Source organism: Ralstonia sp. RRA, from assembly GCF_037023145.1.
Lineage (GTDB): Bacteria > Pseudomonadota > Gammaproteobacteria > Burkholderiales > Burkholderiaceae > Ralstonia.
On sequence record NZ_CP146092.1, the window covers coordinates 1,834,206 to 1,861,132 of the forward strand.

Annotated in this window: 24 protein-coding genes; 15 read left to right on the forward strand and 9 right to left on the reverse strand. The window is 63.8% G+C overall.

The genetic code is table 11. The features are described 5' to 3' along the window. Nucleotides 1–9 precede the first annotated feature (9 nt). A complete protein-coding gene (locus tag V6657_RS26330) occupies nt 10–3,459 on the reverse strand; it encodes a transglutaminase family protein (RefSeq protein ID WP_048931490.1) in 3,450 nt (1,149 codons plus the stop codon). 245 nt (nt 3,460–3,704) lie between these two features. Here V6657_RS26330 and V6657_RS26335 point away from each other — a divergent pair, with 245 nt between their 5' ends. Continuing rightward, nucleotides 3,705–4,811 (forward strand): putative zinc-binding metallopeptidase, encoded by a 1,107-nt coding sequence (locus V6657_RS26335; protein ID WP_048931491.1) that lies wholly within the window; start codon nt 3,705–3,707, stop codon nt 4,809–4,811. A 131-nt stretch (nt 4,812–4,942) separates the two neighbouring features. Further along, a complete protein-coding gene (locus V6657_RS26340) occupies nt 4,943–5,461 on the forward strand; it encodes a hypothetical protein (RefSeq protein WP_048931492.1) in 519 nt (172 codons plus the stop codon). Nucleotides 5,462–5,513: 52 nt separating this feature from the next. On the opposite strand, the gene V6657_RS26345 is transcribed toward V6657_RS26340, so the two are convergent. Further along, complete coding sequence (locus tag V6657_RS26345) at nt 5,514–6,467, reverse strand: chemotaxis protein (protein ID WP_048931493.1); 954 nt, start codon at nt 6,465–6,467, stop codon at nt 5,514–5,516. A 130-nt stretch (nt 6,468–6,597) separates the two neighbouring features. Further along, a complete protein-coding gene (locus tag V6657_RS26350) occupies nt 6,598–7,503 on the reverse strand; it encodes a LysR family transcriptional regulator (protein WP_048931494.1) in 906 nt (301 codons plus the stop codon). 112 nt (nt 7,504–7,615) lie between these two features. Here V6657_RS26350 and V6657_RS26355 point away from each other — a divergent pair, with 112 nt between their 5' ends. From V6657_RS26355 to V6657_RS26375, 5 genes are all read left to right on the forward strand, one after another. Continuing rightward, nucleotides 7,616–8,797 (forward strand): MFS transporter, encoded by a 1,182-nt coding sequence (locus tag V6657_RS26355; protein WP_048931495.1) that lies wholly within the window; start codon nt 7,616–7,618, stop codon nt 8,795–8,797. Between the two features lie 27 nt (nt 8,798–8,824). Next, the gene (locus tag V6657_RS26360; protein ID WP_048931496.1) at nt 8,825–9,886 is read left to right on the forward strand and encodes an SDR family oxidoreductase; all 1,062 of its coding nucleotides are present in this window, start codon (nt 8,825–8,827) and stop codon (nt 9,884–9,886) included. Nucleotides 9,887–10,644: 758 nt separating this feature from the next. Beyond that, nucleotides 10,645–11,991: a GGDEF domain-containing protein gene (locus V6657_RS26365; protein WP_048931497.1), complete on the forward strand. Its 1,347-nt coding sequence runs from the start codon at nt 10,645–10,647 to the stop codon at nt 11,989–11,991. Between the two features lie 168 nt (nt 11,992–12,159). After that, entirely contained in the window at nt 12,160–12,378 is a 219-nt protein-coding gene (locus V6657_RS26370; protein WP_048931498.1) for a 4-oxalocrotonate tautomerase family protein, read from the forward strand. 8 nt (nt 12,379–12,386) lie between these two features. Beyond that, on the forward strand, nt 12,387–12,875 hold the full coding sequence (locus tag V6657_RS26375; RefSeq protein WP_048931499.1) for a hypothetical protein: 489 nt from the start codon (nt 12,387–12,389) through the stop codon (nt 12,873–12,875). A 357-nt stretch (nt 12,876–13,232) separates the two neighbouring features. On the opposite strand, the gene V6657_RS26380 is transcribed toward V6657_RS26375, so the two are convergent. Genes V6657_RS26380 through V6657_RS26395 form a run of 4 tightly spaced genes read right to left on the reverse strand, consistent with a single transcriptional unit; the run spans nt 13,233 to nt 17,590 of the window. Next, nucleotides 13,233–13,877 carry a DUF2894 domain-containing protein gene (locus V6657_RS26380; protein ID WP_048931631.1) on the reverse strand — a complete coding sequence of 215 codons (645 nt, stop codon included), beginning with the start codon at nt 13,875–13,877 and terminating at the stop codon, nt 13,233–13,235. Beyond that, nucleotides 13,864–14,514 (reverse strand): OmpA family protein, encoded by a 651-nt coding sequence (locus V6657_RS26385; RefSeq protein WP_048931500.1) that lies wholly within the window; start codon nt 14,512–14,514, stop codon nt 13,864–13,866. Before V6657_RS26385 ends, V6657_RS26380 begins: the two co-directional genes overlap by 14 nt. 8 nt (nt 14,515–14,522) lie before the next feature. Further along, nucleotides 14,523–16,829, reverse strand: a complete 2,307-nt coding sequence (locus V6657_RS26390; RefSeq protein WP_048931501.1) for a DUF802 domain-containing protein — start codon at nt 16,827–16,829, stop codon at nt 14,523–14,525. Between the two features lie 17 nt (nt 16,830–16,846). Beyond that, the gene (locus V6657_RS26395) at nt 16,847–17,590 is read right to left on the reverse strand and encodes a DUF3348 domain-containing protein (protein WP_048931502.1); all 744 of its coding nucleotides are present in this window, start codon (nt 17,588–17,590) and stop codon (nt 16,847–16,849) included. A 241-nt stretch (nt 17,591–17,831) separates the two neighbouring features. Between V6657_RS26395 and V6657_RS26400 the strand changes: the two genes are divergently transcribed. Together V6657_RS26400 and V6657_RS26405 are read left to right on the forward strand one after the other, a co-directional pair. Further along, nucleotides 17,832–18,389: a membrane protein gene (locus V6657_RS26400; protein WP_048931503.1), complete on the forward strand. Its 558-nt coding sequence runs from the start codon at nt 17,832–17,834 to the stop codon at nt 18,387–18,389. Between the two features lie 106 nt (nt 18,390–18,495). After that, entirely contained in the window at nt 18,496–19,626 is a 1,131-nt protein-coding gene (locus tag V6657_RS26405) for a class I SAM-dependent methyltransferase (protein WP_048931504.1), read from the forward strand. Nucleotides 19,627–19,654: 28 nt separating this feature from the next. Here V6657_RS26405 and V6657_RS26410 read toward each other — a convergent pair whose 3' ends face one another. Together V6657_RS26410 and V6657_RS26415 are read right to left on the reverse strand one after the other, a co-directional pair. Continuing rightward, the gene (locus tag V6657_RS26410; RefSeq protein WP_048931505.1) at nt 19,655–20,917 is read right to left on the reverse strand and encodes a TIGR03862 family flavoprotein; all 1,263 of its coding nucleotides are present in this window, start codon (nt 20,915–20,917) and stop codon (nt 19,655–19,657) included. A gap of 108 nt (nt 20,918–21,025) precedes the next feature. Further along, a complete protein-coding gene (locus V6657_RS26415) occupies nt 21,026–21,223 on the reverse strand; it encodes a hypothetical protein (RefSeq protein WP_053166272.1) in 198 nt (65 codons plus the stop codon). Between the two features lie 123 nt (nt 21,224–21,346). Between V6657_RS26415 and V6657_RS26420 the strand changes: the two genes are divergently transcribed. From V6657_RS26420 to V6657_RS26445, 6 genes are all read left to right on the forward strand, one after another. Then, on the forward strand, nt 21,347–21,604 hold the full coding sequence (locus V6657_RS26420; protein WP_048931506.1) for a type II toxin-antitoxin system RelE/ParE family toxin: 258 nt from the start codon (nt 21,347–21,349) through the stop codon (nt 21,602–21,604). Further along, entirely contained in the window at nt 21,601–21,978 is a 378-nt protein-coding gene (locus tag V6657_RS26425) for a helix-turn-helix transcriptional regulator (protein WP_048931507.1), read from the forward strand. The genes V6657_RS26420 and V6657_RS26425 overlap by 4 nt, the downstream gene beginning before the upstream one ends. 10 nt (nt 21,979–21,988) lie before the next feature. Next, nucleotides 21,989–22,837 carry an SAM-dependent methyltransferase gene (locus V6657_RS26430; RefSeq protein WP_048931633.1) on the forward strand — a complete coding sequence of 283 codons (849 nt, stop codon included), beginning with the start codon at nt 21,989–21,991 and terminating at the stop codon, nt 22,835–22,837. A 520-nt stretch (nt 22,838–23,357) separates the two neighbouring features. Beyond that, complete coding sequence (locus tag V6657_RS26435; RefSeq protein WP_200900869.1) at nt 23,358–24,032, forward strand: SDR family oxidoreductase; 675 nt, start codon at nt 23,358–23,360, stop codon at nt 24,030–24,032. Nucleotides 24,033–24,358: 326 nt separating this feature from the next. Continuing rightward, nucleotides 24,359–25,162: an ESPR-type extended signal peptide-containing protein gene (locus tag V6657_RS26440; RefSeq protein WP_048931510.1), complete on the forward strand. Its 804-nt coding sequence runs from the start codon at nt 24,359–24,361 to the stop codon at nt 25,160–25,162. Then, the gene (locus V6657_RS26445; protein WP_048931511.1) at nt 25,147–26,916 is read left to right on the forward strand and encodes a YadA-like family protein; all 1,770 of its coding nucleotides are present in this window, start codon (nt 25,147–25,149) and stop codon (nt 26,914–26,916) included. The genes V6657_RS26440 and V6657_RS26445 overlap by 16 nt, the downstream gene beginning before the upstream one ends. Nucleotides 26,917–26,927 lie beyond the last annotated feature (11 nt).

Below are 26,927 nucleotides of genomic sequence, written 5' to 3' on the forward strand. Positions count from 1 at the left end.
CAGGGCGTTCTAGTGGCGGCGTAGATCCAGCGTAAACGGAAATTCCAGACTGCGCTCCTGCGCCTGCACTTCCAGGGCCCCAGGCGTATGCCCGGTCGTAAAGAAGCGCGCGCGCCGCCGGCTTTCCGCCTCGTATGCGTTGACCGGAAAGGTCTGGTAGTTGCGTCCACCCGGATGCGCCACATGATACTGGCAACCACCCAGCGAGCGGCCCGTCCAGGTGTCGGCCAGGTCAAAGGTGAGCGGCGCGTGCACGCCGATGGTCGGATGCAGCGCAGAGGCTTGCGACCACGCCCGAAAACGCACCCCCGCCACATGCTCGCTCACGCGGCCGGTTGGTTGCAGCGGCAAGGGAATACCGTTGACCGTGACCACGTGCCGGTTGTCGTTCAAGCCCAGCACACGCACCTCCAGCCGCTCGACCGACGAATCGACATAGCGCACCGTGCCGCCGGCGGAGCCCTCCTCGCCCATCACGTGCCATGGCTCAAGCGCACCGCTCAGCGTGAGCGAGATGCCGCCGGTATGCAACTCGCCCACCAAAGGGAAGCGGAACGAAAAATGCGGCGCAAACCAGCGGCGCTCGAAGGCGTAACCGGCTTCACGCAGATCCGCCAGCACATCGTCGAAATCCATCTGTACGAACGTCCCGAGCAGGAAGCGGTCGTGCAGCTCGGTGCCCCAGCGCGTCAGGCGCGTGGTGTACGGCGTGTGCCAGAAGCGAGCGACCAGCGCGCGCAGCAGCAGTTGCTGCACCAGGCTCATGCGCGCGTGCGGCGGCATCTCGAAGCCGCGCAACTCCAGCAGGCCGAGCCGGCCAGTGGGCCCGTCGGGCGAGTAGAGCTTGTCGATGCAGAACTCGGCGCGGTGCGTGTTGCCGGTTACGTCGATCAGGATGTTGCGCAGGATGCGGTCGATCAGCCAGGGCGGCACCTGGGCACCGCCGTTGCCCCCCATGCCAACCGCGCCAAGGCGGTCAAGCTGCCGCTGCAACTCGGCAAAGGCGATTTCCAGTTCATAGACCTGGTCGTTGCGCGCCTCATCCACGCGCGGCGCCTGACTGGTCGGGCCAATGAACAGCCCCGAGAACAGGTACGACAACGATGGGTGGTTGTGCCAGTACGCGATCAGGCTGGCGAGCAGATCCGGCCGACGCAGGAACGGGCTATCAGCCGGCGTGGCCCCGCCCAGTACGAAGTGGTTACCGCCGCCAGTGCCCGTATGGCGGCCGTCGAGCATGAATTTCTCGGTGCTCAGGTAGGTCTGGTGGGCAGATTCGTACAGGTATTCCGTATGGTCCACCAGCTCGCCCCAGTTGGATGCGGGGTGGATGTTGACCTCGATGACGCCGGGGTCGGGTGTCACCTGCAGCAGCTTCAGGCGCGGGTCACGCGGCGGCGGATAGCCTTCGATGACGACCTGTACCTGCAGCTCGGCAGCGGTGGCCTCCACGGCGGCCAGCAGGTCAAGGTAGTCGTCCAGTTGCGTCAGCGGCGGCATGAAGACGTGCAGCAGGCGTTTGCCGCTGCCGAAGGCGTCGTGCTCGACCTTGGGGCCAGCAGCTCGGGCTGGGTCGCGCGCTTCCACGCATAGCGCGGTGCGGTGCGTCCACGAGGCTGACTCGCCTCGCGCCGGCACACGCTCCACCGCTGGCTGGCCAGCGCCCACGCCCAGCGGGGACGACGGTTCGGCCGCGCCATCGGTGCCATCGGTGCCTTCGCCCCGCTCACCCTGGTACTGCATGCGCAACGCTGCCGCCGTGCGTAGCGGCGTGGCTGGACCAAACGGATCATGGGGATGCTGATACGGGTAGTCGCCCTTGCTCACCCACGGCAGGGAGTCCAGCGGCAGGCGATAGCCCATGGGCGAATCGCCCGGCATCAGGTACATGCGCGCATCGCGGAAGAACCACGGGCCCGTCACCCAGCGCGGGCCTGACAGCGCCGCATCCTGCTCGCGCGCCAGCGGCAGCACATAGCCCGTCACAGCCGACAGGCCCGCATCGAACACACGGCGCAGGCGCACGCGCTCCAACTCATCGTCCAGGCGCGCATCGAATGGATCAACGTTGATGGGCAGCCGCCGCTCACGCCACAGGTAGTACAAGGTGTCTTCATAGGCGGGCTGAATGCACTGCGCATCCACCGACAGCTTGCCCGCCAGATGGCGGATGAAGCGCTGCGCATCGTCAGCGGTGTAGTGGCCGGGGTTGCGCTCGTCGGCAAACAGCGTAGGGTCGGCCCAGCAGGGCTGGCCATCGGTACGCCAGTAGAGCGATAGCGCCCAGCGCGGCAGCTGCTCGCCGGGGTACCACTTGCCCTGGCCGATATGCAGGAAGCCGTTGGCGCCGTATTGCCGGCGCAGCTTGTCCATCAACGCGACGGCGTAGCTGCGCTTCGTCGGGCCCAGCGCGTCGGTGCTCCATTCAGCGGCATCTCGATCGCGCACCGCCACAAAGGTGGGCTCGCCGCCCATGGTCAGGCGCACGTCCATGGCCGCGAGCTGGGCATCCACGTGGGCACCCATCTGCACCACATCGGCCCAGTCGGCCTCGGTGTAGGGCTTGGTCACGCGCGGGGCTTCCAGCACGCGCGTGATGGTCATGCGGTGCTCGAACTCCACCTCGCTTTCATCGACCGCGCCGGAGATGGGCGCTGCGCTGCCTGGCTCCGGCGTGCACGCCACGGGGATGTGCCCTTCGCCCGCCAGCAGGCCCGAGGTCGGGTCAAAACCGATCCACCCCGCGCCCGGCAGGTAGACCTCGCACCAGGCGTGCAGATCAGTGAAATCGACCTCGGTACCGCTGGGGCCGTCAACGGCCTTCACATCAGGCACCAATTGCAGCAGGTAGCCCGACACGAAGCGCGCAGCCAACCCCAATTGCCGCAGCGTCTGCACCAGCAGCCAGCCGGTATCGCGGCACGAACCGGAGCCGAGCGCCAATGTCTCTTCCGGCGTCTGCACACCGGGCTCCATGCGGATCAGGTAGCGAATCTCCTGCTGCAGACGCTGGTTCAACTCCACCAGGAAATCGATGGTGCGACGCGGCGTGCGGTCGATGCTGGCCACAAACGCGGCAAAACGCGGCGTCATCTCCCGCTTGACGAGGTAGGGCGCCAGCTCGGCGGCCAGCGCATCGTCGTAGGTGAACAGAAATTCCTCAGCCTCGGGCGTCAGGAAGAAATCGAACGGGTTGTAGACCGCCATCTCGGCAACCAGGTCGATGGTCACCTTAAACTCGGTGGTCTTCTCGGGAAACACCAGCCGCGCCTGGTAGTTGGCGAAGGCGTCCTGCTGCCAGTTGATGAAATGCTCGGCCGGCTCCACCCGCATGGAATACGAATGGATCGGCGTGCGGCAGTGCGGCGCCGGGCGCAGGCGCACCACCTGCGGCGACAGCCCGACGAGCCGGTCATAGCGATAATGGGTAACGTGGTTCAGCGCGACTCGGATCGACACACGGACTCCTCAATGGCTCGGACTGGTAGGGCCGGCACGGTGCCGGTGGGCAGTTCAAGCAAGGTTCATGCCGTTTGTGCGGCATACCCGGCTTGGTGCGACGGACCATCGTGCCATGTGTGCACGGCCGTGCGTATGACACGCCAATGCGGTACAACGTTTGCTGGACTGCTCGTCACTGCCATCCCAACATCTTGGTTGGCGATCACCCCAAACGCTAGCCTTCGCCCCGTCCTTGGATCGCCATGAAAACGTTCCACTGCAACCGTTGCCAGCAACTCGTCTTCTTCGAAAACGTCTTCTGCGAGCGCTGTGAAGCCCTGCTCGGCTACCTCCCCGACGTCGGCGAGATCAGCGCGTTTGAACCTGCCGACGCGCCAGCAGAAACAGCCGAGACAGGCGAGGCCGCAGACAAGCGCTGGCGCAGCCTGCACCCCGATGCGCAAGGCCAGCTCTACCGCCAGTGCCACAACTACGCGGTCGAGAACGTCTGCAACTGGATGATCCCCGCCGATTCGCCCGACACCCTGTGCCGCGCCTGCCAGTTCACCGACACCATCCCCGACCTGACCGTGCCGGAAAACCGGTTCTACTGGTACAAGATGGAGGTGGCCAAGCGCCGGCTGCTCTATACGCTCATGACGCTGGGCCTGCCACTGGAATCGCGCCTGGAGAACCCCGAGACCGGGTTGGAGTTTGCGTTTCTGCAAAGCAAGGAAGACAGCGAGCCCGTGATGACCGGCCACAACCATGGCCGCATCACGCTCAACATTGCCGAAGCCGACGATGCCGCGCGCGAAAAAGCCCGCACGGAACTGCGCGAGCCCTATCGCACGCTGCTCGGCCACTTCCGCCATGAATCCGGGCACTACTTCTTCGACCGCCTGATTGCCGGCAAGCCAATGTGGGAAGCCGCTTTCCGCCTGCGTTTTGGCGATGAACGCGCGAGCTATGCCGACGCCCTCAAGGCCTACTATGACAATGGACCGCCGGCCGACTGGGCGCAGCACTACATCAGCGCCTACGCCACCATGCACCCCTGGGAGGACTGGGCCGAAACCTGGGCGCACTACCTGCATATGGTTGACGCACTGGACACCGCCGTGTCGTACGGCCTGGCCCTGCTGCCCGACCACCCGCAAGAGCCCGAGCTGACCGACCAGACGCCGGTGGAAGAGGCGAGTTTCAATAATCTGATGAGCCGCTGGTTTCCGCTCACCTATGTGCTCAACAGCCTGAACCGCAGTCTCGGGCAACCCGACGGCTACCCGTTCACGCTGGCCTCGCCGGTGATCGACAAGCTGCGCTTCGTGCACCGAGTCATCGCCACTTCAGCAGTGAAAACCGGTTGAACGCACCAATGTTGTGCAGCCTGCACGCGATGTCCACCAACTGCAGCCGGCGGATGGAATATTTCCTGCACCTGGCGCGTTTACTATCAGGGCCGGGCATGCACGGCCCGGCTCAACACCGGAGGATGGCCATGCAGACTCAACTTACCAAGTGGATCGGGATTGGCGCGGCGGCGCTCGCGCTCGGTGCCTGCGCGACGCTGGAGCCGGTGCAGACCGCGCAAAAAATGATCGGCCAGCCGGAAAGCGCCGTGCGCACCGCCTTTGGCGCCCCCACTGAAACGTATCAGCTTGCAGGCGGCACGCAACGCTGGATCTATTCGAAGCAGCCCATGGGGCACGAGGTCTATGCGGCGGATTTTGACAGCGGCGGCAAACTCACCGGCTTTCGCCAGATGCTGACCGAGAAGGAAATCTACGAGGCACGCCCGGGTGTGTGGACCAAGCATGACGTGGCCGAGCGCTTCGGCATGCCGCGCGAGCCGACACAGTACTACCCGCTCATGAAGCGCGAGGCGTGGTCCTACCGGATGTACATTGCCGGCTATCAGCAAGCGCACTTCAGCGCGCTCTTTGACGACAACGGCGTGCTCGATCGCACGATGATCGTGGTCGATCCGCTTGGCGGCGATCACCACAGCCGCAAGTGACGCTCAGGTGATACCCGGCGGCGCATTGCACGCCGCCGGTCATTCGCAATGCTTAGGCCAGCGCCGACGCAATCGCCTGCGCCAGTTCATTGGCCTCGAACTTGGCGACGTAGCCATTGGCACCGACACGACGCACGTGGTCTTCATTGGCCGAGCCCGACAGCGACGAGTGAATCACCACCGGAATCGACTGGAACGCCGGCTCGGTCTTGATCTTGCGCGTGAGCGTGAAGCCGTCCATCTCGGGCATTTCCAGATCGGTGAGCACCAGCGCAATCTTGTCGCGCACGGTCTTGCCTTCGCGGGCTGCGTCACGTGCGATGTTCTGCAGCGTGTCCCAGGCTTCCTGGCCGCTCTTGGTCATTACGTACGGTGTGCCCATGGCTTCCAGACCGTTGGCGATCAACGTACGCGCCAGACCGGAATCATCCGCCACCAGCAGCTTGGCGCCCGGCGGCAGCTTGATCGGGCGCTCGTCGTTGTCGGGGGCCAGATCAGTGCGGCGGGTCGGGAACACGTCAACCAGGATTTGCTCAACATCAATCACCTGCGCCAGGCGCGAGTTGTCGGCATTGCCGTCCAGGCGCGCCAGGCTGGTGATGTTGCTGCTGCCCACGCTGGCCTCGGCCGGGAAGATCTGGCTCCACTCCAGGCGAACGATCTCGTCCACCTCCTCCACCGCAAAGCCCTGGGTGGAACGCGCGTATTCCGTAATCAGCAGGATGTTGGCGTTGCTGTTCTTGGTGCCGATCACGCTGGCCAGGTCGATCACCGGGATGATCTGACCGCGCACGTTCACCGCGCCCAGGATGTGGGCGCCGGCATCTGCCACGTGCGTCACAGGTGGCATGACCATGATCTCGCGCACCTTGAACACGTTGATGCCGAACATTTCGCGCTGGTTGGATCGCGCAGATTCGCCCAGGCGGAACAGCAACAGCTCAAAGCGGTTGTTGTTCGTCAGATTGGTCCGTTCATCGACTTCCAGTTGCGAATGCAGTGACATTTGCGTCTTCCCCCCGTTCAAGCACACGTTATGTGGCGGTAAACGGCACGCCCGCATGCAACTAAAGAGGCAACTTGAAGGGATTTACGAATGTGAACGCCACGCCCTTCCTGCGTGGGGAGACGGCCGCCTAGGCAACCTTCACATGCGCGACCAGAAAGTCCAGAAACGCCCGTACACGCGCCGGCAAATGCGCGCCCTGACCGACATAAACCGCGTGAATATCTTCGGTTTCGCCGGGGTTGTAATCCTCTAGTACCGGCATGAGACGGCCGGCATCAAGATCCGCCCGCACCTGAAACTCAGCCAGCCGCGCCAGGCCCAGGCCGGCTACGGCCACCGCGCGCAGGGCCTCGCCATCGCTGATCTGCGTGTTGCCCTGCGGCATGACCTCAGTGCGGCGCCCCCGTTTCGTGAAAGGCCAGCCGTTGACCGCGCGCACGTAGCTGAACGCCAGGCAGTTGTGACTGGCCAGGTCGGCCGGCGTGCGCGGCGTACCCATGCGGGCCAGATAGGCGGGGGAAGCCACCACCATCAGCCGCGTCTGCCCCAGCTTGCGCGCGACCAAGCGGGAGCTCTTCAGTGGCCCGCTGCGCAGTGCAACATCGGTGCGGTCTTCCAGCAGATCCACCACCCGATCCGTCAGCGCAATGTCGAGCGACACCTGCGGATGGCACGCCAGAAACGCCGGCACGATCGGCAGCAGTAGATGCGTACCCACCGGCACATTGGCGTTGACGCGCAACCGCCCCGACGGCAGCGCACCGGCTGAAGCCTCGCGCTCTGCCTCGTCCAGATCCGCTAGCACCGCCACGCTGCGTTCATAAAAGGCCGCGCCTTCCGGCGTGAGCTGAAAGCGCCGCGTTGACCGGTTCACCAGCCGTACGCCAAGCCGTGCCTCCAACCGGGCCACCAGCTTGCTCACCGCCGACGGCGTCATCCGGCACGCCCGCGCGGCCGCTGAAAACCCACCCTGCTCCACCACCCGCACGAAGACTTCCATCTCGCCAAAGCGATTGATATCGAGCCGCGACATTGTGATTTGAATTCATAGATGTTGTGCTTCCAGGCAGTCTATCGCACAAGCCACGACGTCGACATACTTGGCCGCATTCCGCCACTGCGGCCAGTTTCAAGGACATCGAACCATGCCTGTCGCTTTACTCGCCCTGACCGCCGGTGCATTTGGCATCGGCGTCACCGAATTCGTTTTGATGGGGTTGCTGCTGGAGGCCAGCGCAGACCTGCACGTCACCGTCGCCCAGGCGGGCTTGCTGATCTCCGGCTACGCGTTCGGCGTCGTGCTGGGCGCCCCAGTACTGACCGCGCTCACGGCGCGGTGGCCACGCAAGGCCGTGCTGCTGGGGCTCATGGTCATCTTCACGGTGGGCAACGCGGCTTGTGCGCTGGCACCCAACTACGCCCTACTGATGACCGCCCGCGTGCTGACCGCATTTGCACACGGCACGTTCTTCGGCGTTGGCTCGGTGGTTGCCACCGGCCTGGTGCCACCCAACCGCCGCGCCTCTGCCATCGCCATCATGTTCACGGGGCTGACGGTGGCGTCCATCCTGGGCGTGCCGCTGGGCACGTGGTTGGGCCAGGCCTATGGCTGGCGCGCCGCGTTCTGGGCCATCGTGGCCGTTGGCGTGGTGGCGCTGGCCGTCATCGCCCGCTTTGTACCGAACGAACCCGCCCCGCAGGATGCCGGCGACTGGCGCCAGGACATGCGCGTACTGATGCGCGGCCCCGTGCTGCTCGGCCTGCTGACCACGGTGCTCGGTTATGCCGGCGTGTTTGCAGTGTTCACCTACATCGCGCCGCTCATCATCGAGGTGACGGGCTATACCAGCGCCGCCGTCTCGCCGGTGATGCTCGTGTTTGGCGGCGGGCTCATCGCCGGCAACCTGGTGGGCGGTCGGCTGGCAGACCGCCACTTGCGCGGCACGCTCATCGGCACCCTGGTCGCCCTGGCCGTGACGCTCGCGCTGATGACGTTTGCCGTGCACGACAAGGTATGGGCCGTGGTGTTCGTAGCGCTGCTGGGCGCGGTGGCCTTCTCCACCGTGCCGCCGCTGCAGATGTGGGTGCTGGAGAAGGCGCAGGGGGCCGGCCAGAGCATCGCATCGAGCTTCAACATCGCGGCGTTCAACCTGGGGAATGCGCTCGGTGCATGGGTTGGCGGCGTGGTGATCTCACATGGCCCAGGGCTGACCGCCCTGCCTTGGGTTGCCGCCCTGGCCCCCATCGGCGCGCTTCTCCTCATTGCCATCGGCCTGCGCCTGCATGGCACTGAAGATGCCGCAACGCAGCGCCCACAAGCCGCCTGATCGCACAGCACATCACCGCACACCATCATGACTGCACACCACAAAGTCGCGCTCGTCGTGGGCGCCCAGGGCGTAATCGGCCGCAATCTGATCGACCACCTCGCGACGCTGGACGACTGGCGCATCGTCGGGCTTTCGCGACGCGGCGGCGAGTCGACCGAGCGCGTCCGCCACATCGCCGTCGACCTGCTGGATGCGGCTGACACCCGCGCCAAGCTCGGTGCGCTCAGCAACGTCACACACATCTTTTACGCCGCCTATCAGGACCGCCCGACCTGGGCGGAGCTTGTGCCGCCCAACCTGGCCATGCTGACCAACGTGGTCGACGCCATCGAAGCCGCGGCGCCGCACCTCGCGCACATCAGCCTGATGCAGGGCTACAAGGTCTACGGCGGTCATCTTGGGCCTTTCAAAACCCCGGCACGCGAAACCGATGCGCACTTCATGCCGCCCGAGTTCATGTTCGACCAGCAGACCTTTCTGGAAGCGCGTCAGCAGGGCAAAGCGTGGACGTGGTCGGCCATCCGCCCGTCAGTGGTGGGCGGCTTTGCGCTGGGCAACCCGATGAACCTGGCGGTAGCCATTGCGACATACGCGTCGATATCGAAAGAGCTGGGCCTGCCGCTGCGCTTTCCCGGCAAACCCGGCGCATACGACCATCTGCTTGAGATGACTGATGCCGGCCTGCTCGCCCGCGCCACGGTATGGGCCGCGACCGACCCGCGCTGCGCCAATCAGGCCTTCAACATCAACAACGGCGATCTGTTCCGCTGGAGCGAAATGTGGCCCAAGATCGCGCGCTACTTTGATCTGGAAGTCGCCCCGCCACTGCCCCTGTCGCTCGACACCGTCATGGCCGACAAGGCACCGCTGTGGCAAAGCATGATCGCCAGGCACAGGCTGGCCGACACACCGTACCGCGACGTGTCTTCGTGGCGCTTTGCCGACTTCGTCTTCTCGTGGGACTACGACATGTTTGGCGACGGCTCCAAAGCACGCCGCTTCGGCTTTCATGAATACGTGGAGACGGAAGCGATGTTCATGCGCATCTTCGACGACCTGCGGCGGCGCCAAATCATTCCGGGCTAGAGCGTCCGGATGCCTCGACCACCCCGACCGACTGACCGATCGGGCTAGGGAAATGTCCCGACTCGGGATTCCTCAGGAAGCGTCGATATAGTGAAGGCGGGACGGTAGCTCATGGGTCGAGCAGCGCCGGTTTACCGACGCAGGCAGGCAGGTTCAAGTCCTGTACGTCCCACCATTTCTTCGACAATGCCGCGATTTTCCGGATGCAGGAAAGCGCGGCATTTCAATGCTGCGCGTTCTGATAGTGCGCCTCCAGGCAGCGCACCACCTCGGGTGCAGGCGTCAATTCGCCCTGCACATCAATCCCTCCGCTCGCCGCCACAAGAATGGCGTGCTTCGAATGCCGCCAGGCCGATGGGGGTCAGACCGTTGCAATACGTCTTGGGTTGATTCAAGTTGGTTTGCACGCAGACTGCCGAAGTGGGCTGTTCACTTGCAACTGCTGTGTCTATTCACAACCGCCGGGCAGTCTCCGTTCAACGGGATTGGGAAAATGAACCCGCGCGATTGCATGTGCCGATGTTTTCATCTCGCCCGCTATCCCCAGCGACCAAATATCGCTTAGGCAGTGAAGACGAATCAGTCGGCCAATCGCAAAGCCCATCACGAAAAGCCGTTCAATGCTTGCCTTATCAGCAAACAGAACAGCGATCGCCCCTACAACAAAATCCCCACATCAACTTTTGAACGGCTTTCCGACGCGCCCGGAACCATGGAAAATCGCGCACTGATTCCTCCTCCCCACCCTGCGCTTCGGCATGACAGACAACAATCCCTCGGAGACCGCGCGGCACGCTCTCAAGCTGCTGGCCTCACGCAGGTTGGCCCCCACGCCAGACAACTTTGCCGCGGTCTACTACGAAATTGCCGGCAGCCAACCCAACGGGGACGCGCAGAACGCAGACCGGATGACGCTGGTGCGGGAGTTGCGCGAACAGCTTGCGCGCACGGTTGAGCACTGCCTGCCCGCGCTGGGCGAAGATGACGTCGCGATCGGCCCGGTTGCCTGGGCATTGATCAAGACCTGTCGCTCAGAAACAGAAAACCTCACGCACCTGAACGCCAAGCTGGCGGCGTTCAACCATCGGCTATCGCTGGTGGCAGACGACCAGAACGAGATCCGAAAATCGCTGCTGGGCCTGCTGCAGCTTGTCTTTGAGAACATCGGCCAGTTGTCATTGGACGACCGATGGCTGCGCGGCCAGATCGATGCGCTGTTGAAAGCCAGCGAAGCACCAGTCAACCTGCGACGGCTTGACGACGTACGGCGCCGCCTCAAAGAGGTGATCCACAAACAAGGCGTGTTGAAGGCAAAGTCAGTCGAAGCCCAGGAAGACATGAAGCGGCTCCTGGCCTCGTTCATGGAGCGGCTGTCTACGGCTGCTGAAACATCCGGCGAGCATCACCGGCAGATGGAAGCGTGCGCCAAGAAGATCGAGTCGGCCGAGACCCTCTCCGAGATTGCCCCCGCCATTCAGGACGCACTAGCCGCCACGCGCTGGATGTCGCAGCAGGCTGCCCACAATCGCGACGAGCTTTCGGCAATGAAGCAGAAGGCCGAAGATGCCGCGGCCGAAGTTGCGAGTCTTCGCAAGGCGCTCGACATGGCGTCAGCCTCGGCACGTCACGACCTGCTCACGGGGGCACTCAACCGCAAAGGGCTGGAAGAAGCGTTGGAGCGCGAGGTCGCCCGCGCCGCGCATCAGAACTCGACACTCTCCATCGCCTTCCTGGACATCGACGATTTCAAATCCATCAACGATGCCCACGGACACAGCCTCGGGGACGATGCCCTGTCACACCTGGCCCAGGTAGCGCGCGAGTGCATACGCCCCCAGGACGCACTCGCGCGTTTTGGCGGTGAAGAGTTCGTGATCCTCATGCCCGGCACCTGCCTGGAAGACGGTGTGCAAGCCATCACCCGCCTGCAACGCACCCTCACCCAGCGCTTCTTTGCCTCCGGTGAGACCCGGCTTTTCATCACGTTCTCTGCAGGTGTGGCGGAACTCGGCAAGGATGAAACCCCGATGGCGGCGATCCAGCGTGCGGACCGCGGCATGTATCAAGCCAAGCGCGCGGGAAAGAACAAGGTCGTCAGTGCATGACGCCCCGTTGCCAAGGACTTGGCAACGCACGGGCCAGAGGCCAGTGATAGAGTCGCTTTCCGCTGCAGCACGATCTTCCATTTCCGAACGTGCCACGCGTCTCGCCTGCCAACGACATAGCAACGTTGCCATTGCGCCATAGCGACTGACCCAAGGAATCCAACCTTCATGCCGTACGTCAACATTCAGATCACGGCGGGTGCAACCCGTGAGCAGAAAGCCCAACTGGTCAAAGACGTGACCGATTCTCTGGGTCGCGTTCTCGGCAAGAAGCCCGAGCACACGCACGTTGTGATTCAGGAGATCAAGGAAGAGGATTGGGGATTTGCTGGGTTGCTGACGGATGAATGGAAGAGGCAGCAACAGCAGGCCACGTCGAACGAATAAGCCGACCCATGAACCGCTCGTACCAAGTGATCTCGATGATGTTGGATGAGGTCTCGTCTCTGCACTATGAGTCGTATCGCGATAACGTCTTTACCGTGTTCGACTTCGTTGCGGGCGATATCCGGCAGCGCTGGTTCAGGGTGCCCGGACGCCATGAAATACGGCCTGGGATGCGCGTCACGGCCGTCCTTGGAGAGCCGGAGAATTGGCAGACATTGCAAGCCTGGCGGTTCGACGGGCAGAACAAGGTCGTGATCTCCATCTCGCCCGTCGCTGGTTTGATTTACCTGTGTCTGCTATGCGTAGCGACCGTCGTACTGCTGTGGCTGCTCTTCGTTGGACACAGCCGGGTTCAGGTGCCGACTGCAGGGTTGGCATTTGGCGCGTTTGCGGTGGCGTCCTTTGCCGGGGGCATGTACTTTGAGTGGCAGAACAGCCGGGCTGTGATGCGTCTATTGGCAGCAACACCGCGCCAGCAGCATGACCTATCAAGATAGCCCCAGGAAAAGCCGGAATGCCGCAGACACTCTATTGTTGGCGCTGCAAGATTGACGTACCGATGCTGACAGAGGAGGAGTGGAGCCTTGTCAGGCCGGGCGACGTCATTGCGGAGATCAAGCGCTACCGAGAGGCGACGGGATGCTCGCTTGCCGAGGCGAACCGGAAGGGATGGGGGCAAAGATCGCTGGCCGCCTATGAGCGCATTACCGGGTTCAAGGAGAGCAACCCGCATGCACTGCCTCACCATCGAATCAGTTTGTATGGCCCCCAATGCCACGTCTGTGGTAAGCCACTAAGGACTCCCAAAGCGGAACATTGCGCCGCGTGTGGCGCTGAACGACGCTTGTAACGCCCTAGCGCGACTTGCTCCGCGCACCCTTGCTGCCCGCACCAGCACGCCCAATCTCCTGCCCGGCACCAGCCCCCTCCCCGCCCATCCGCTCCAGCCAGGACAGCGCATCCACATACGCCAGGAACTGCCGCAGATACTCCGGCGACACCTCGCGCATCAGCAGCAGAGACCGGTGCACAAGGCTGCTCGAATTGAGCGGCCCGGCGTTGGTCGGCACTTGATCAAGCGATTGGCGCAACTGTTTCTCTGCACTGACGCGCGACCAGGTTTCCCGCACGTCTTCGAGAATCTTCAGTTCAGTGGCGGCATGGGGATGGCGTTCCAGGCCAATGGCCGCTGCGCTGCCGGCATCCGCGCGCGCGTGGTTGGCGATGCTGTCGAGCAATTCAGCCAACACGCTACGGGCAGGCTCACGGGACCCCGCATCCGGCTCGGACGAGGGCATCGCCCGATCAAGGTCATCCGCATACGCGGCAATCAGGTTGCCAAGCCGTTCATCCAGAATGCGCCGCGCCTCGCCCGTCTGGCCGACCGCACGGCGATGCAGCGCTTCAATGAAATGAAAGCGCACGCGATCGAAGCCATCCGCACCACGTGCGCGCCACGCATCGAGCGTTGCCTGCGTGGACGAATCAGTTCGGCTCACGGCGCCCACCGTTGGAAGCAGACTGCCTCGGCACCGGCGCAATCTCCACGCGCCGGTTCTTCGCGCGGCCCACATCATCCGCGTTGGAACTCACGGGCTGCTGCGAGCCAAACGCCGCAGCAAACACGCTCGACGCCGGGATACCCTCGTCAATCAACGCGCGCGTCACGGTCAACGCGCGCTTGGCAGACAGCTCCCAGTTATCGGCAAACTGGCGATTGCCTGCCCGCACCTGCTGGTCATCGGAGAACCCGCTCACCATCAGGATCTCGTCACGCGATTTGAGATAGGCCGCCAGCGGCCCCGCCAGACTTTTCATCAGCGTGCGGCCTTCGGGCTGCAATTGGTCAGAGTTGAGCGCAAACAACACGTTGCCGTTGATGCCGATCCGCCCGTTGACGAGTGTCACGCGCCCCGCCGCCAGCGGGCCAGCCAGCGCCTGTTCCAGCGTCTTGCGGCGCTGCGCCTCTGCCTCACGCTGCTTGACCTCGTTCTCCAGCTTGGACGACAGCTCCAGCTGCACGCCAATCACGCCCACCAGAATCAGCACGAAGGCGCCCAGCACCACCGACATCAAGTCGCCAAACGCGGCCCAGACCGGCGCGGACTCCAGGCCGCCGTCAATCTCGTCGCTCATTGCATCACTCATGCCGCTTCGGTTCCGGCAAGGGCACGCTGGTCGCCCAGGCGCTGCAGGTCCTCAAGAATCTGCTTTTGCGACAGCATGCTCAGATCGATCACCTCACGGGCCTGCGCCACGTAGTAGGCAAGCTGTTCATCGCTGCGCGTGAGCGACTTGTCCAGCGCAGATTCGATCCGCTGCAGGTGCGCCACCAGCTTGTCGTTCGACTCGCCAAACAGGTGCACCGCCGCGCCAAACGCCTCGCCCAGGCTCGCCACCTCAACGGCACTGCCGGTCACCTGCGCGGCCACCGTGCCCAGCTTGCCGGTCTCGGCCTCGACCCGATCGGTGAACCGCACACCAACGCGTTCGAGCAACTCCGCCGAGCTCGCCACCAGGGCATCCACCGCGCTTCGCTGTTCGGTCGACGCGTGGTTCACGGCGTCGAGCAGCGTCTCCAGCGTGCCCAGCATGCGCGTGCGTTCTTCCAGCATCGCCGTATCGCGAACCATGCTGTCGGACAGCTTCTGCCGCAGCTCGGCAACCACTTCGGCCGCAGCCTTGGGCGCCTCCGAGGCGGCCTGCACCAGTCGAGAAATCTCGGCGATCGTGTCGCTGGCGTGGGCCTGTGTTTGCGAAGAGATGTCGCACGCGGTCTGTGCCAGCGCATCGCAAATCTCCTGCTGACGGCTCGCCGTGTCGGCACCCGCCTTCTCCCACGCTTGGCTCAGCTTGGCGCCCATCGCGCCCAGCGCATCGGTCCAGGCCGTCAGACGTTGCTCGTCGCGGGCTTGCAGCGCGTTGTGCAGCTCCACGAGCGATTGGCGCGACGCGTCCTGCGCCGATGCAACATCGCGTGCGGTCTGCGCCAGCGCATCGCAAATTTCCTGCTGACGGCTCGCCGTGTCGGCGCCGGCCCTCTCCCACGCCTGGCTCAGCTTGGCACCCATTGCACCCAGCGCATCCGTCCAGGCTGCCAGACGTTGCTGATCGCGCGATTCCAGTGCCGTTTGTAGCGCCGTATGCGATTGGCGCGACGCGTCCTGCAGCGAGACAGCATGCTGCTCGAATGTCGCCACAGCCGCCTCCAGCGCGCGCTGGTTCTGCCCAGCCAGTTCTGCGTGGGTGTGCTCCTGGCGCGCAAGCGCATCGTTCCAAGCACCGGACAGGCTACCGGCCGTAGCATCCAGGCGCTCGGCAACGCCGTCGAGCAGACGGGTCGAGCGTTGCTCAAAGGTTTCGGCAAACCGGTCCAGCGACGTGCCCACGTTCTCCACCAGCGCAGCGCTTGCGCGTTGGTGCTCCGACAAGGCGGTGTTCCAGATGCTCGCGACCATCTCGGCGGTGGTTTCGAAGCGCGTCGACAGGCCGTCCAGTTGGCGCTGCACGGCATGTTTCACCGTCTCATGCAGCGCGGCTGATTCACGCGCAAGCCCCGCCATCGTCGAGTCAACCACCGGTTGCAGCGCCGCACCAGCCACGCGTGCGCTTTCGGCGGCGCTGTCCTGCAATGACTGCCCAACAGAGGACGCCAGTTGACGGTAAGCCACCTCCGTCTTGTCGAGAAACGCTTGCTGGCTGGCGATCTGGCGTTCACTGCTGGCGGCGCTCTGTTGCTCCAGCGCGGCCATCATTGCCTGCAGCCGGTCCACCAGGGCGGGCATGACGTCCGACTGCCGCTGCAGCAGCTTGAACGTCTCTTCGCGTTGATGCGTGTGCGAATAGATGCGCAGCGTCGTAGCGATCTGGGTGTCGAGCGCCTGAACCGCCTGCAGCCGCTCACGCCGGCACAGCGCGGACAGCAACCCCAGCATGGCAGACGTGGCCACACCGGCAATCGAGGTGCCGAACGAGAACCCCAGGCCCTTGACCGGCGCCGCCAGCGACGCGCGAATCGCCTGCAGGTCGGTGGCGCTCTCCAGCGCGGCGCCCGTGCCCTTGAGCGTCATCACCATGCCGAGCAACGTCCCCAGCATGCCCAGCAGGACAAGCAGACCCACCAGATACGGCGTCAACGCGGGGCCGGGCAACGCAACGCGCTCGCCTTCCACGCGCAAGCGCACGGCGTTGCGCAGGCTCGGATGCAGTTGCTCCAGCCAGGCCCCCAGCTTGGGCGGCTGTTCAGACAGCCCGGCCACGGCTTGCGTGAGCGTGCCGGTGGCCTGCTGATAGCGGCGCAACTCCAACGCACCTGCCACGTAGGCGGCGCCAATCACGATGGTGACGACCAGCGCGAGCGGGTTGAGGCCCACGACATAGCCTGCCGCGATCCACCCCAGGGCCACCAGCCCGGCAAAGAAAACGATGAGATTCAGGTGATTTCTGGACATGGTGTCCTGTTTAACGCTTAGCGAGTACGAAGGGCGGCAAGCAACCCGTCGACCGGTTGAAAACGAACATCCAGCTCTGCAAGCAGCACGCTCTGCATATCCTTGCGGAACGCATGCAGCCATGCGCGGGATGTGGGTTGGGTGGTTTGGGCCGGGCTCTCCGATGGCGCATCAGCTTGCGGCTGCTCGGCCGCGCGCAAGCGCTCGAAGTACGGCCCGAGCATCGTCGGGATGGCACCCAATAGCGTGCGTTCGCGTGCGCCAAGGGCCTGCTCCATGCTGGCGTCCAGCACGGCAAGCCGGGCCAGATCCGGCGTCTTGGCGGCCAGCACGCGTCGCAGGCGGCCACGCAGCTCGCCAATCTCCATCTCCATGGTCTGCTGCATCAAGATGTAGCGCTGCCGAATGTCCGCATAGTCGACCGGCGCGGCCGGCATGGCGGGTTGAATGGGCGCGCGCCCACCTCCGCCCGGCCTGGCATCAGGCGCACAAGCGGTGGCGATGGACTTTGCCAATGCGGCGCGCACACGGCTGCACATGGTCTCGGCATCCATGCCAACGGGCCGCACACCCGGGGTGATGGCCGGCGGACTGGTGGCAAGCGCGGTCGAGAGCGTGATGGCATCCGTCCAACTGAGCCATTGGCTCAGCCGGTCTGAAAGCGGCTGCCCGGATTCGGAAACGTCAATGTCCGCCAGGCGAGCAAGTAAGCGGATCAGCGCAGGGCCGCTGAGCGCCCTGCGTTGCTGGGCGTGCGCCATGCTACGAGTGCCAAAAAAAGGCTGGAGTTTACACTGCCCGCCCGCCCAGACCGCCTTCCGCGAGCGGCGAAAGCATCACTTGCGCGGGAAGAATCGTAACAACTAGCCAGACCGCGGGCGATACAAGGCCGCATCGGCCAGCGCATAGCGCTGCATCAGGCCCGGCTTCCGGGTGCGCAAACAGGCCAACGGCCAGTTGGATTATCCTCATGCCCCTTCTTGCACGACTGGGAGCACCCGCATGCGAATCGCCGTCATCGGCACATCGGGGGTGGGCAAATCGACGCTCGCCCGGCGGCTGGCCGTATCGACCCAGGCTGCGTACATCGAGCTCGATGCCATCAACTGGCAAGCAGAATGGAAAGCGCTGGCCACCGACGATCCGGCGGAGTTTTACCGTCGTGTCGAGGTAGCCGTCGCCGGCCCGTCGTGGGTCTGCGATGGCAACTACCCCGGCGTGCGGGACATCGTCCTGGCCCGTGCAACGCACGTCGTGTGGCTGGACTACGCCCGCCCGGTCATCATGTGGCGCGTGATCCGGCGCTCGTTCTGGCGCGCCGCCACCAAGGCCGAGCTTTGGCCGGGCACGGGCAATACCGAGGGATTTGCGCGGTGGTTCGACAAGGGCCACCCGATCCGGTGGGCGTGGGACACGTTCGCACAACGCCGCGAACAGTACGCCCGCCTGCTTGAGGCGCCGATCCTGGCGGCGGCGCAGAAGTACCGTGTGACACATCCCCGGGATCTTGCGGCAGTCGAATCCATACTGGGTCTGCAGCACGATGGCACCAGAACATGATCAGACAGGTGCAGTACCCTGCGCCCGCCTGCATTGTGTGTTTGCACCGCCAGCGGTATCGTGTCGCCCACTACCGCGCCCTACCCCGCCTTCTACCCATTCCGCTGTGACCCATCACCCCACCCTCACCTGGACCGACGTTGAAACCGACGCCGTCCACACCGCCCTGTGGCGCTCCGAAGCCGGCAACCCGCCGCCCAAGCGTGTGGTCATTGCTGACGACCGCACCACCGCAGACACCGCCTACCGCCTGGCCTGCGAAGGCACAGCACTGCTCTGGCGCGGCGACTTCCAGAACGCGCGGCAACTGCTGCAGGCCATATCCCGCCGCACCGATCGCAAGCCGCGCAAGGAAGCCACTTCGCCCATCGAGGCGTTCAACTTCCATCGCCAGGCCCAATCGCAGCGCGCCCGCACGCTCGGCATGCTGCTGATTCCGCTGGATGCCGATTACACAATCCCGCTGCGCCGTGCACCTGACATGCGCGAAGCCTGCAATGAAGCGTATGGCGCGGGTGAAGCCGCTTCGGTCGTTTCGCTGCGCGAGCTGCTCGGCCTGATCGGCGCGCACGAATGGCGCAAGAAGGGGGTGGAGATTCCCGCGTTGGATGGTGCGCGCATTCACCCGCACTACGGCGTGTTCTCACCCGTGCGTGGGGAATACATCGACTTGGTTGCGCAAGCGCCGTTGCCGTCGAAGGCGCTGGCATTCGATATCGGCACGGGCACGGGTGTGCTGGCTGCGGTGCTGGCAAAGCGCGGCGTCAAGCGTGTCGTTGGCACCGATCAAGACCCGCGTGCACTCGCTTGCGCGCGAGACAACCTGACACGCCTTGGGCTGCAAACCCAGGTGGACGTCGTTGACGCCGATCTCTTTCCCGAAGGGCGTGCACCGCTGGTCGTGTGCAACCCGCCGTGGTTGCCAGCGCGGCCCAGCTCGCCGATCGAGCGGGCCGTCTATGACCCGGATAGCGCCATGTTGCGCGGCTTTCTCAACGGCCTTGCCGCACACCTAGAGCCCGGTGGCGAGGGCTGGCTGATCCTGTCGGACTTTGCCGAGCATCTGGGCCTGCGCACACGTGAGGCCCTACTGGCCATGATCGACGCCGCCGGCCTGCAAGTCGTCGGCCGCCAAGACATCAAGCCCAAGCACCCGAAAGCCTCGGATGAAAACGACCCGCTGTACCAAGCGCGCGTGGCCGAGGTGACCTCGCTGTGGCGCCTGAAGGCGCGCTAACGCCTTGACGCTCTAGTGCCCTAACGCCCTAACGTGTCGCCAAATAGTCGAGCACGCCCTGCCCAGCAGCCGCGCCCGTCGCAAAGCACGCTGTCAGCAGATAGCCGCCTGTCGGGGCTTCCCAATCGAGCATCTCGCCCGCGCAGAACACGCCGGGCAGGCGCTCGATCATCAGGTTGGCATCCAACGCTTCAAACGCCACGCCGCCCGCGCTGCTGATCGCTTCGTCAATCGGCCGGGTGCGCGTGAGGCGCAGCGGCAGTGCCTTGATGGCAGTGGCCAACTGTGCGAGATCAGCAAACGCCTCTTTCGACAGGCACTCGCGCAGCAACCCCAGCTTCACGCCCGTGATGTTCAGCTTGCTCTGCAGATGGCTCGACATCGAGCGCGCGCCACGCGGGCGCATCAGCTCATCGTGCACGCGCTGCGCACTCCACCCAGGCGCCAAGTCCAGCCAGATCGTCGCCTCTCCGGCGGCGGCCAGCGCATCGCGAATGGGCGCCGACAACGCATAGACGAGGCTGCCTTCCACCCCCGTCTGCGTGACCATGAACTCGCCCTGGCGGAACTGCAGCGCACCGTCGTCGCCAGACGGCAAACCAATGCCCACCGACTTGACCGGCTGCCCCGCAAAGCGCTCCTGAAAATGCGGGCTCCAGTCCGCATCGAACCCGCAGTTGGCAGGCTTAAGCGGCAACACCTGCACACCGCGCGCCTCCAGGTGCGGCACCCATGCACCATCGGAGCCCAGGCGCGGCCAACTGCCACCACCCGTCGCCAGAACCACGGCATCCGCTTGCACCACGCGTTCGCCATCCGGCGTGTCGAAGCGCAGCGTTTGCGCATGCCCCGCATCCGACGGCGCGCCCCAGCCAACCCAGCGATGCCGCATCTGCAACTGCACGCCGGCCTGGCGCAGCCGATGCAGCCAGGCGCGCAGCAACGGCGCCGCCTTCATCTCGGTCGGAAACACGCGGCCCGAGCTGCCGACAAACGTGTCGATGCCCAGCCCATGAATCCACGCGCGCAACGCATCGGGGTTGAGGCGATCGACGATGGGCGCAAGCTGCTCGCGGCGCGCGCGATAGCGCCCCAGAAACGCATCCAGCGGTTCGGAATGCGTGATGTTCATCCCGCCAATGCCCGCCAGCAGGAACTTGCGCCCGGCTGAGGGCATGGCGTCAAACACCTCCACGCGCACGCCTTGGTTGGACAACACTTCAGCGGCCATCAGCCCGGCCGGGCCGGCACCAATGACAGCAACCAGGGGAACGTTTTGGGGTTCAGACATGCGAAGGTGAATCAGAGAAATAAGTGCCGGAGATCAAGCAGACCGACTCCAGATCCTGCTCGGCGCATTGCATTCGCAGAACCTGAAACGTTGCAAACGCCCCCTCCATCAGCCACCCGAACGCTTGCCGCGCAAACGCGCGAGCACGTCCGCAGCGGGCTTGACCTTGCCGTCTATCGCCTCCTGCGTGCCCAGCGCCAGCACCTTAAGCAGCGCATGCGTCTCTTCATAAGACGTCTCGTCTTGCAGCACCGGCGTGGTTTCGCCGTTCTGGGTGGTGAGTTTGACTGGGAATGCGTAGCGCATAGGGGAACAGGCTTCCGTGAGGGGGACTGAATATAGTCTTTTGACGAGCCTCGAACAACCACAACCGCGCGCCAAAAGCAAACTTAATTAGCTTATTTGTTAGCAAAATGCTAACATGCTCTCATGCACGCAATCGAGTTCACGAAGCAAGCCGCACAAGCCCTGAAAGCCATGCCGCGCAATGTCGCAGCAACGATTCGAGCCAAGATCGATGCACTTGCAGTCGACCCCTATGCGCCGAACCCGAACGCAAAGAAGCTCGCCGGACGTGAAGGCTACCGGCTCCGCGTTGGTGACTGGCGTGTGCTCTATCAGATTGAAGACGGCCGCGTCGTGATCGTGGTGCTGGCCATCAAACCGCGCGGAGGCGCATATCAATGACGCAAATCCAATACATCGAGCGTGATGGACATCGCGAATTTGCCGTGGTGCCCATCGAACTCTGGGACCGCATCAAGCATCTGGCCGAAGACCTGGACGACGAAACCCTGTTCGACCAAGCGACCGCCGCAGACGACGGTTTCCGCATTCCTGCCGCCGTTGTAGATGCCGAACTTGCCGGCGATCACCCCGTGCGCGCATGGCGCAACTACCGACGCATGACCCAAGATGCCCTGGCAGAGGCCACCGGTATCAGCAAACCCTATCTCAGCCAGATTGAAACCGGGCAGCGCGGCGGCACAGCCGAACTGCTCAAGAAGCTGGCCGATGCATTGAACGTGCCCCTCGACCTGCTGGTCGATGCTCAACATTGATTCACCTGCGATGTCCAACAAGACCCACGAAATCCGCCCCAACCAGTCGATCGAGCTGCTCAAGGAACTGCACATCCTCACGCGCGACGGCAAGATGAACCAGGACAGCCGCCGCAAGCTCAAGCAGGTGTATCACCTGTTCCAGTTTATCGAGCCGCTGCTGGCCGACGTGCAGCAGGCCAAGGGGCATGTCTCGCTGGTTGACCACGGCGCGGGCAAGTCGTACCTGGGCTTCATCCTGTATGACCTGTTCTTCAAGGAGCAACCCGCTGGTGACACCGCCCATGGCACCTCGCACATCTACGGCATTGAAACGCGCGAAGAGCTGGTCACCAAGTCGACCGAGCTTGCGGCGCGGCTCGGCTTCAAGGGGATGTCGTTCCTGAACCTGTCGGTGGCCGATTCCATTACGTCAGACCGTCTGCCGGCCACCATCGACATCGTGACCGCGCTGCATGCGTGCAATACCGCCACGGATGATGCGATCCGCTTTGCGCTGGAAAAGCAGGCGCAGTACATCGTGATCGTGCCGTGCTGCCAGGCAGAAGTGGCCGGGGTGCTGCGCAAGAACAAGGGCAAGTCGCTCGGCAATGCGCTCACAGAAATCTGGCGCCACCCGCTGCACACGCGTGAATTTGGCAGCCAGGTCACCAACGTGCTGCGCTGCCTGCAGCTGGAAGCCCACGGCTATCAGGTGAGCGTGACCGAGCTGGTTGGCTGGGAGCACTCGATGAAGAACGAGCTGATCGTTGCGCAGTACAAGAACCTGCCGCGCAAGCGCCCGACCGAGCGGCTGCATGAGGTGATCAGCACGTTGGGGCTGGAAGAGCTGAACGAGCGGTTCTTTGCGCCGGCTTGATTGCCAGCGTTCCACCCCAGGTTTATCGCGATAAAAAAAGGGCTTGGACCATTGCGGTTCAAGCCCTTTTCTCTTTCATGCACCCATACCGATGTGGTGAATCGGCTATTCGCGCTGTCACGGTAAAACGCCCATGGCCATCTCAATAGAAATCGCTTGGGCATATTGCTTATTGCCTTGTTTCTGCCCGCGTCAGCTGCCCGTGAACACCGCCCTCCATTACGCATGCTCCCCTGCTCAGGGCGTTGGCTGCACACACAACAAATAACAGTTCCCTCGGGGCGCGTTGCGTCCGCTGAACCGCATAATTTGGCCCCGGCTTCGCCCATCAACTGACCGTCTGCCACGGGCCAATACGTTGATGACGACGTCGCAATCTATGCGGGCCAACCCACTCGGGTGGCCAAAGCCCATTCCCTTTCTTGATTGCGTTTCTGATGGATGCGTTGCGCACGCTTGCCAACGGCTCGATCGCAACTGAACCCTTCTTTTAAACATGAGGTGACACATGAAAACATTGTTGATTACGGGCGGCACAAGTGGCATTGGCGAAGCCACCGCGCGGCACGCTGTTGCCGAAGGCCATCAGGTGTATGTCACCGGTCGCCAGCGCCAGCGGCTGGACGATTTTCTCGGCTCGTTCGATGCGGACGCCCGCCAACGGATCACGGGCGATGTTGTCGATGCATCGTCCTGGGAGCAAACGCAGCGCGCGGTGCAGGCCTGCGTCGACCACTTCGGTGGCCTGGATGTCGCCTATGCCAACGCGGGGTTTTCTTCGCGCGGTGATTTGCTGACCGGCGACCCGGACAGCTGGCGCGACATGATCAACACCAACTTCCTGGGCGCCGCGCTGTTGATCAAGGCCGCACTGCCGGTGTTGACCGAACGGCGCGGGCATTTTCTGTTCACCGGTAGCGTGTCCGGACGCAAGGTGTATCCGGGCAACCTGTACACCGCCACCAAATGGGCCATCACCGGGCTGGCGGAAAGCCTGCGACAACAGGTTATTGGCACGGGGGTGCGTGTTTCCATCATTGCCCCCGGCCATGTCGACACCCCACTTTGGGGAGAGACCCCAGTTGCGATGATGCAGCCCGACGACGTCGCGCGTGTCGTGATGTGGGTACTCAAGCAGCCAGAGCATGTGGACGTGAGCGAGGTGATTGTCCGGGCGCTCGGGCAGATCATTTGACGGTTGAAGGGTCCGTCCTGTTTGGCGGCGTTGCTGCCAAGCGTGTATCGCGATCATGCTTTCCATCGCGCAAGGCGCTGTCGGCGCGCTTTGCCACCCGCGCCACGAAGAAGGAAACCCCCACGGCGCACTCACGCTGCAACGCTGTTGCCAAGCCCCCGCCCCCGTGCGGGGGCTTTTTGTTTCTGATGTGGATCAAATGGCGCTACGGCGCGGCTTTCCGGGTTGTGCACCTGCACATTTTTTAGGACTTTTCTTATTCTTTGAACACCGCCCCATCCCTATCCTGACCTTGTCACCTTTAACTCGCTGGAAGGAACTGGGAAATGAACAAGATCTATCGCTCCATCTGGAACACCACCACCAATACTTGGACGGCTGCTGCTGAAACGGCGAAGTCGCGCTCGAAGGGGTCGGCCCGTGCTGCGCGCAGTGCGCTGGCTGCGCTTGTGCTGGGTGGTGCGGCCATGGGCGGCGCATCGGCTGCCGAGGTTTGCACAACGGAAGATGGCAAGCATGGCACGCTCGATGTAGCGGGCGTTTGCAAGGCGGATGCTGGCGCCACCGGCACGATGGGCTCTGTTGGCACGATGGCGGCGCTGGACGATGCCCGCATCAAGATCGGTAACGCCGCCGTAACGGGCAACGCCACAGCCACAGGTACGAACGACATCGCTATCGGTCCAAGGGCCACGGCAGACTCCGCCTCAGCAATTGGCCACACTCCAGGGGACTACTCCTTGGCGCTTGGTGGTGATGCACGGGCTATCGGGTCGGGTAACGTTGCAATTGGTGGCGGCGCAGTAGCTTCCAACGGCGACAATAAATTCCAACTGATGGGAACCGCAATAGGTGGTCTAGCTACTGTCACGGCAACCAACAGCGTCGCGCTGGGATATAGCTCGGCAGCAAACCGCGACAACACCGTCTCAATCGGCAACGCCACAACGCAACGCCAGATCGTCAACATGGCCGCCGGCACGCAAGCCACCGACGCCGTGAACGTCTCGCAACTCAAATCCTCCGTAGAAGCACTGGGCGGCGACGCCACGATGAATGCGGACGGCACCATCAAGGGCCCGAGCTACACCGTTGCAGGCGGCACGCAACCACCGTGGGTGGTGCGCTGACTGCGCTCGACGGTGCGCTGACCACCACCAAAGCAACGGCAGACAAGAACACGTCGGACATCACCAACATCCAAAACAACCTGAACAGCGGCACGGTCGGCCTGGTGCAGCAGAACGCCACCACCAGCAACATCACCGTGGCTTCGGACAAGGGCGGCGACCTCGTCAACTTCACCGGCACCGATGGCGAGCGCAAGCTCACCGGCATTGCCAATGGCGAGGTGTCCGCCACCAGCACCGATGCGGTCACGGGCAAGCAACTGAACACGGTGGTCGACAGCGTGACTGGCCTGACCGGCCGCATGGTCACGGCCGAAGACAACATCGATAAGCTGAAAACCGAAGTCGGCTCGGGCGCCGTGGGCCTGGTGCAGCAGAACGCCATTACCAACAACATCACCGTGGCTGCGGACAAGGCCGGCACTCTGGTCGACTTTGCGGGCACCGATGGCGAACGCAAGCTGACCGGCATTGCCAATGGCGAGGTGTCTGCCACCAGCACCGATGCCGTCACGGGCAAGCAACTGAACGCCACCAACGCGGCGGTGGACAAGAACACGGGCGACATCTCCAAGCTGAACACCACCGTGTCCGGCATCGATGGCAACGTGAAGAAGAACACGGGCGACATCACCGACATCAACACCAAGCTCAGCGGCCTGGAAGGCGGCTCGGTCGGCCTCGTCCAACAGAACGCAGGCACCGGCGACATTACGGTGGCAGCGGCCACGGGGGGCTCGGTGGTCAACTTTGCGGGCACGGCAGGCGGCCGCGTGCTGACCGGCGTGGCCAACGGTGTGAATGACAGTGATGCGGTGACGATTGCACAGCTGCGCGCCACGGGCCTGATCGACTACACGGGCAAGGAAATTGGCGCGGTGACGTATGACGATCTGACGCTGGGCAGCGTGTCGCTGGGGGATACCACCGGCTTGGGCACCTTCCTGAACAACGTGCGTGCGGGTGACATCTCCGCCGGCAGCAAGCAGGCCGTCAACGGTGGCCAGCTGTTTGCCATGCAGCAGAAGTACGACAAGCAGTTCAGCGACATGGATGACCGCGTGAAGGACATCGAAAGCGGTGGTGGCGTGGGCCCTGTCCTGCCCCCGGGCACGGGTGGCGGCGTTGGAGAGGGCTCGGGCGGCCCGGGTTCGATCGTGGTGGGTGATGGTGCCGATGCCTCGGGCAAGAACAGCACGGCCATCGGTTCGGGCGCCAAGGCCTCGGGTGAAAACTCGGTGGCGCTGGGCAACAGCGCGGTGGCCGATCGCGACAACGAAGTGTCGGTCGGTGCGCCTGGTCAGGAACGCTTCCTGGGCAACGTGCGCGATGGCGAACGTGATACCGATGCGGTGAATGTGCGCCAGTTGAACAACGCGATTGGCGGCCTGCAGAACCAGGTGGACACCAACCGCCGTGACGCCATGGGCGGTACCGCCGCGGCGATGGCGGTGGCGGGCTTGCCGCAGTCGTCGATGCCGGGCCGCACGTTCATGGCCGTCGCGGGCAGCACGTACGGCGGCGAGCAAGGTACTGCGCTGGGCGTGTCGTACATGTCCAAGGACGGCCGCTGGATGGTCAAGAGCGCAGTCAACACCAGCTCCCGCGGAGAAGTGGGCGCGGTGGTGGGGCGGCTTCTACTGGTAAGCCAAACCCGCAACGTCTCTAGCACGCACGTAAGACCTGCTCGCCTTCTGGTCTTGCTTTCCCAGCTCCTTCCTTGGGGGCGGATGGGTCAAACGTGCGGCACATAGGGGGAAAGGGC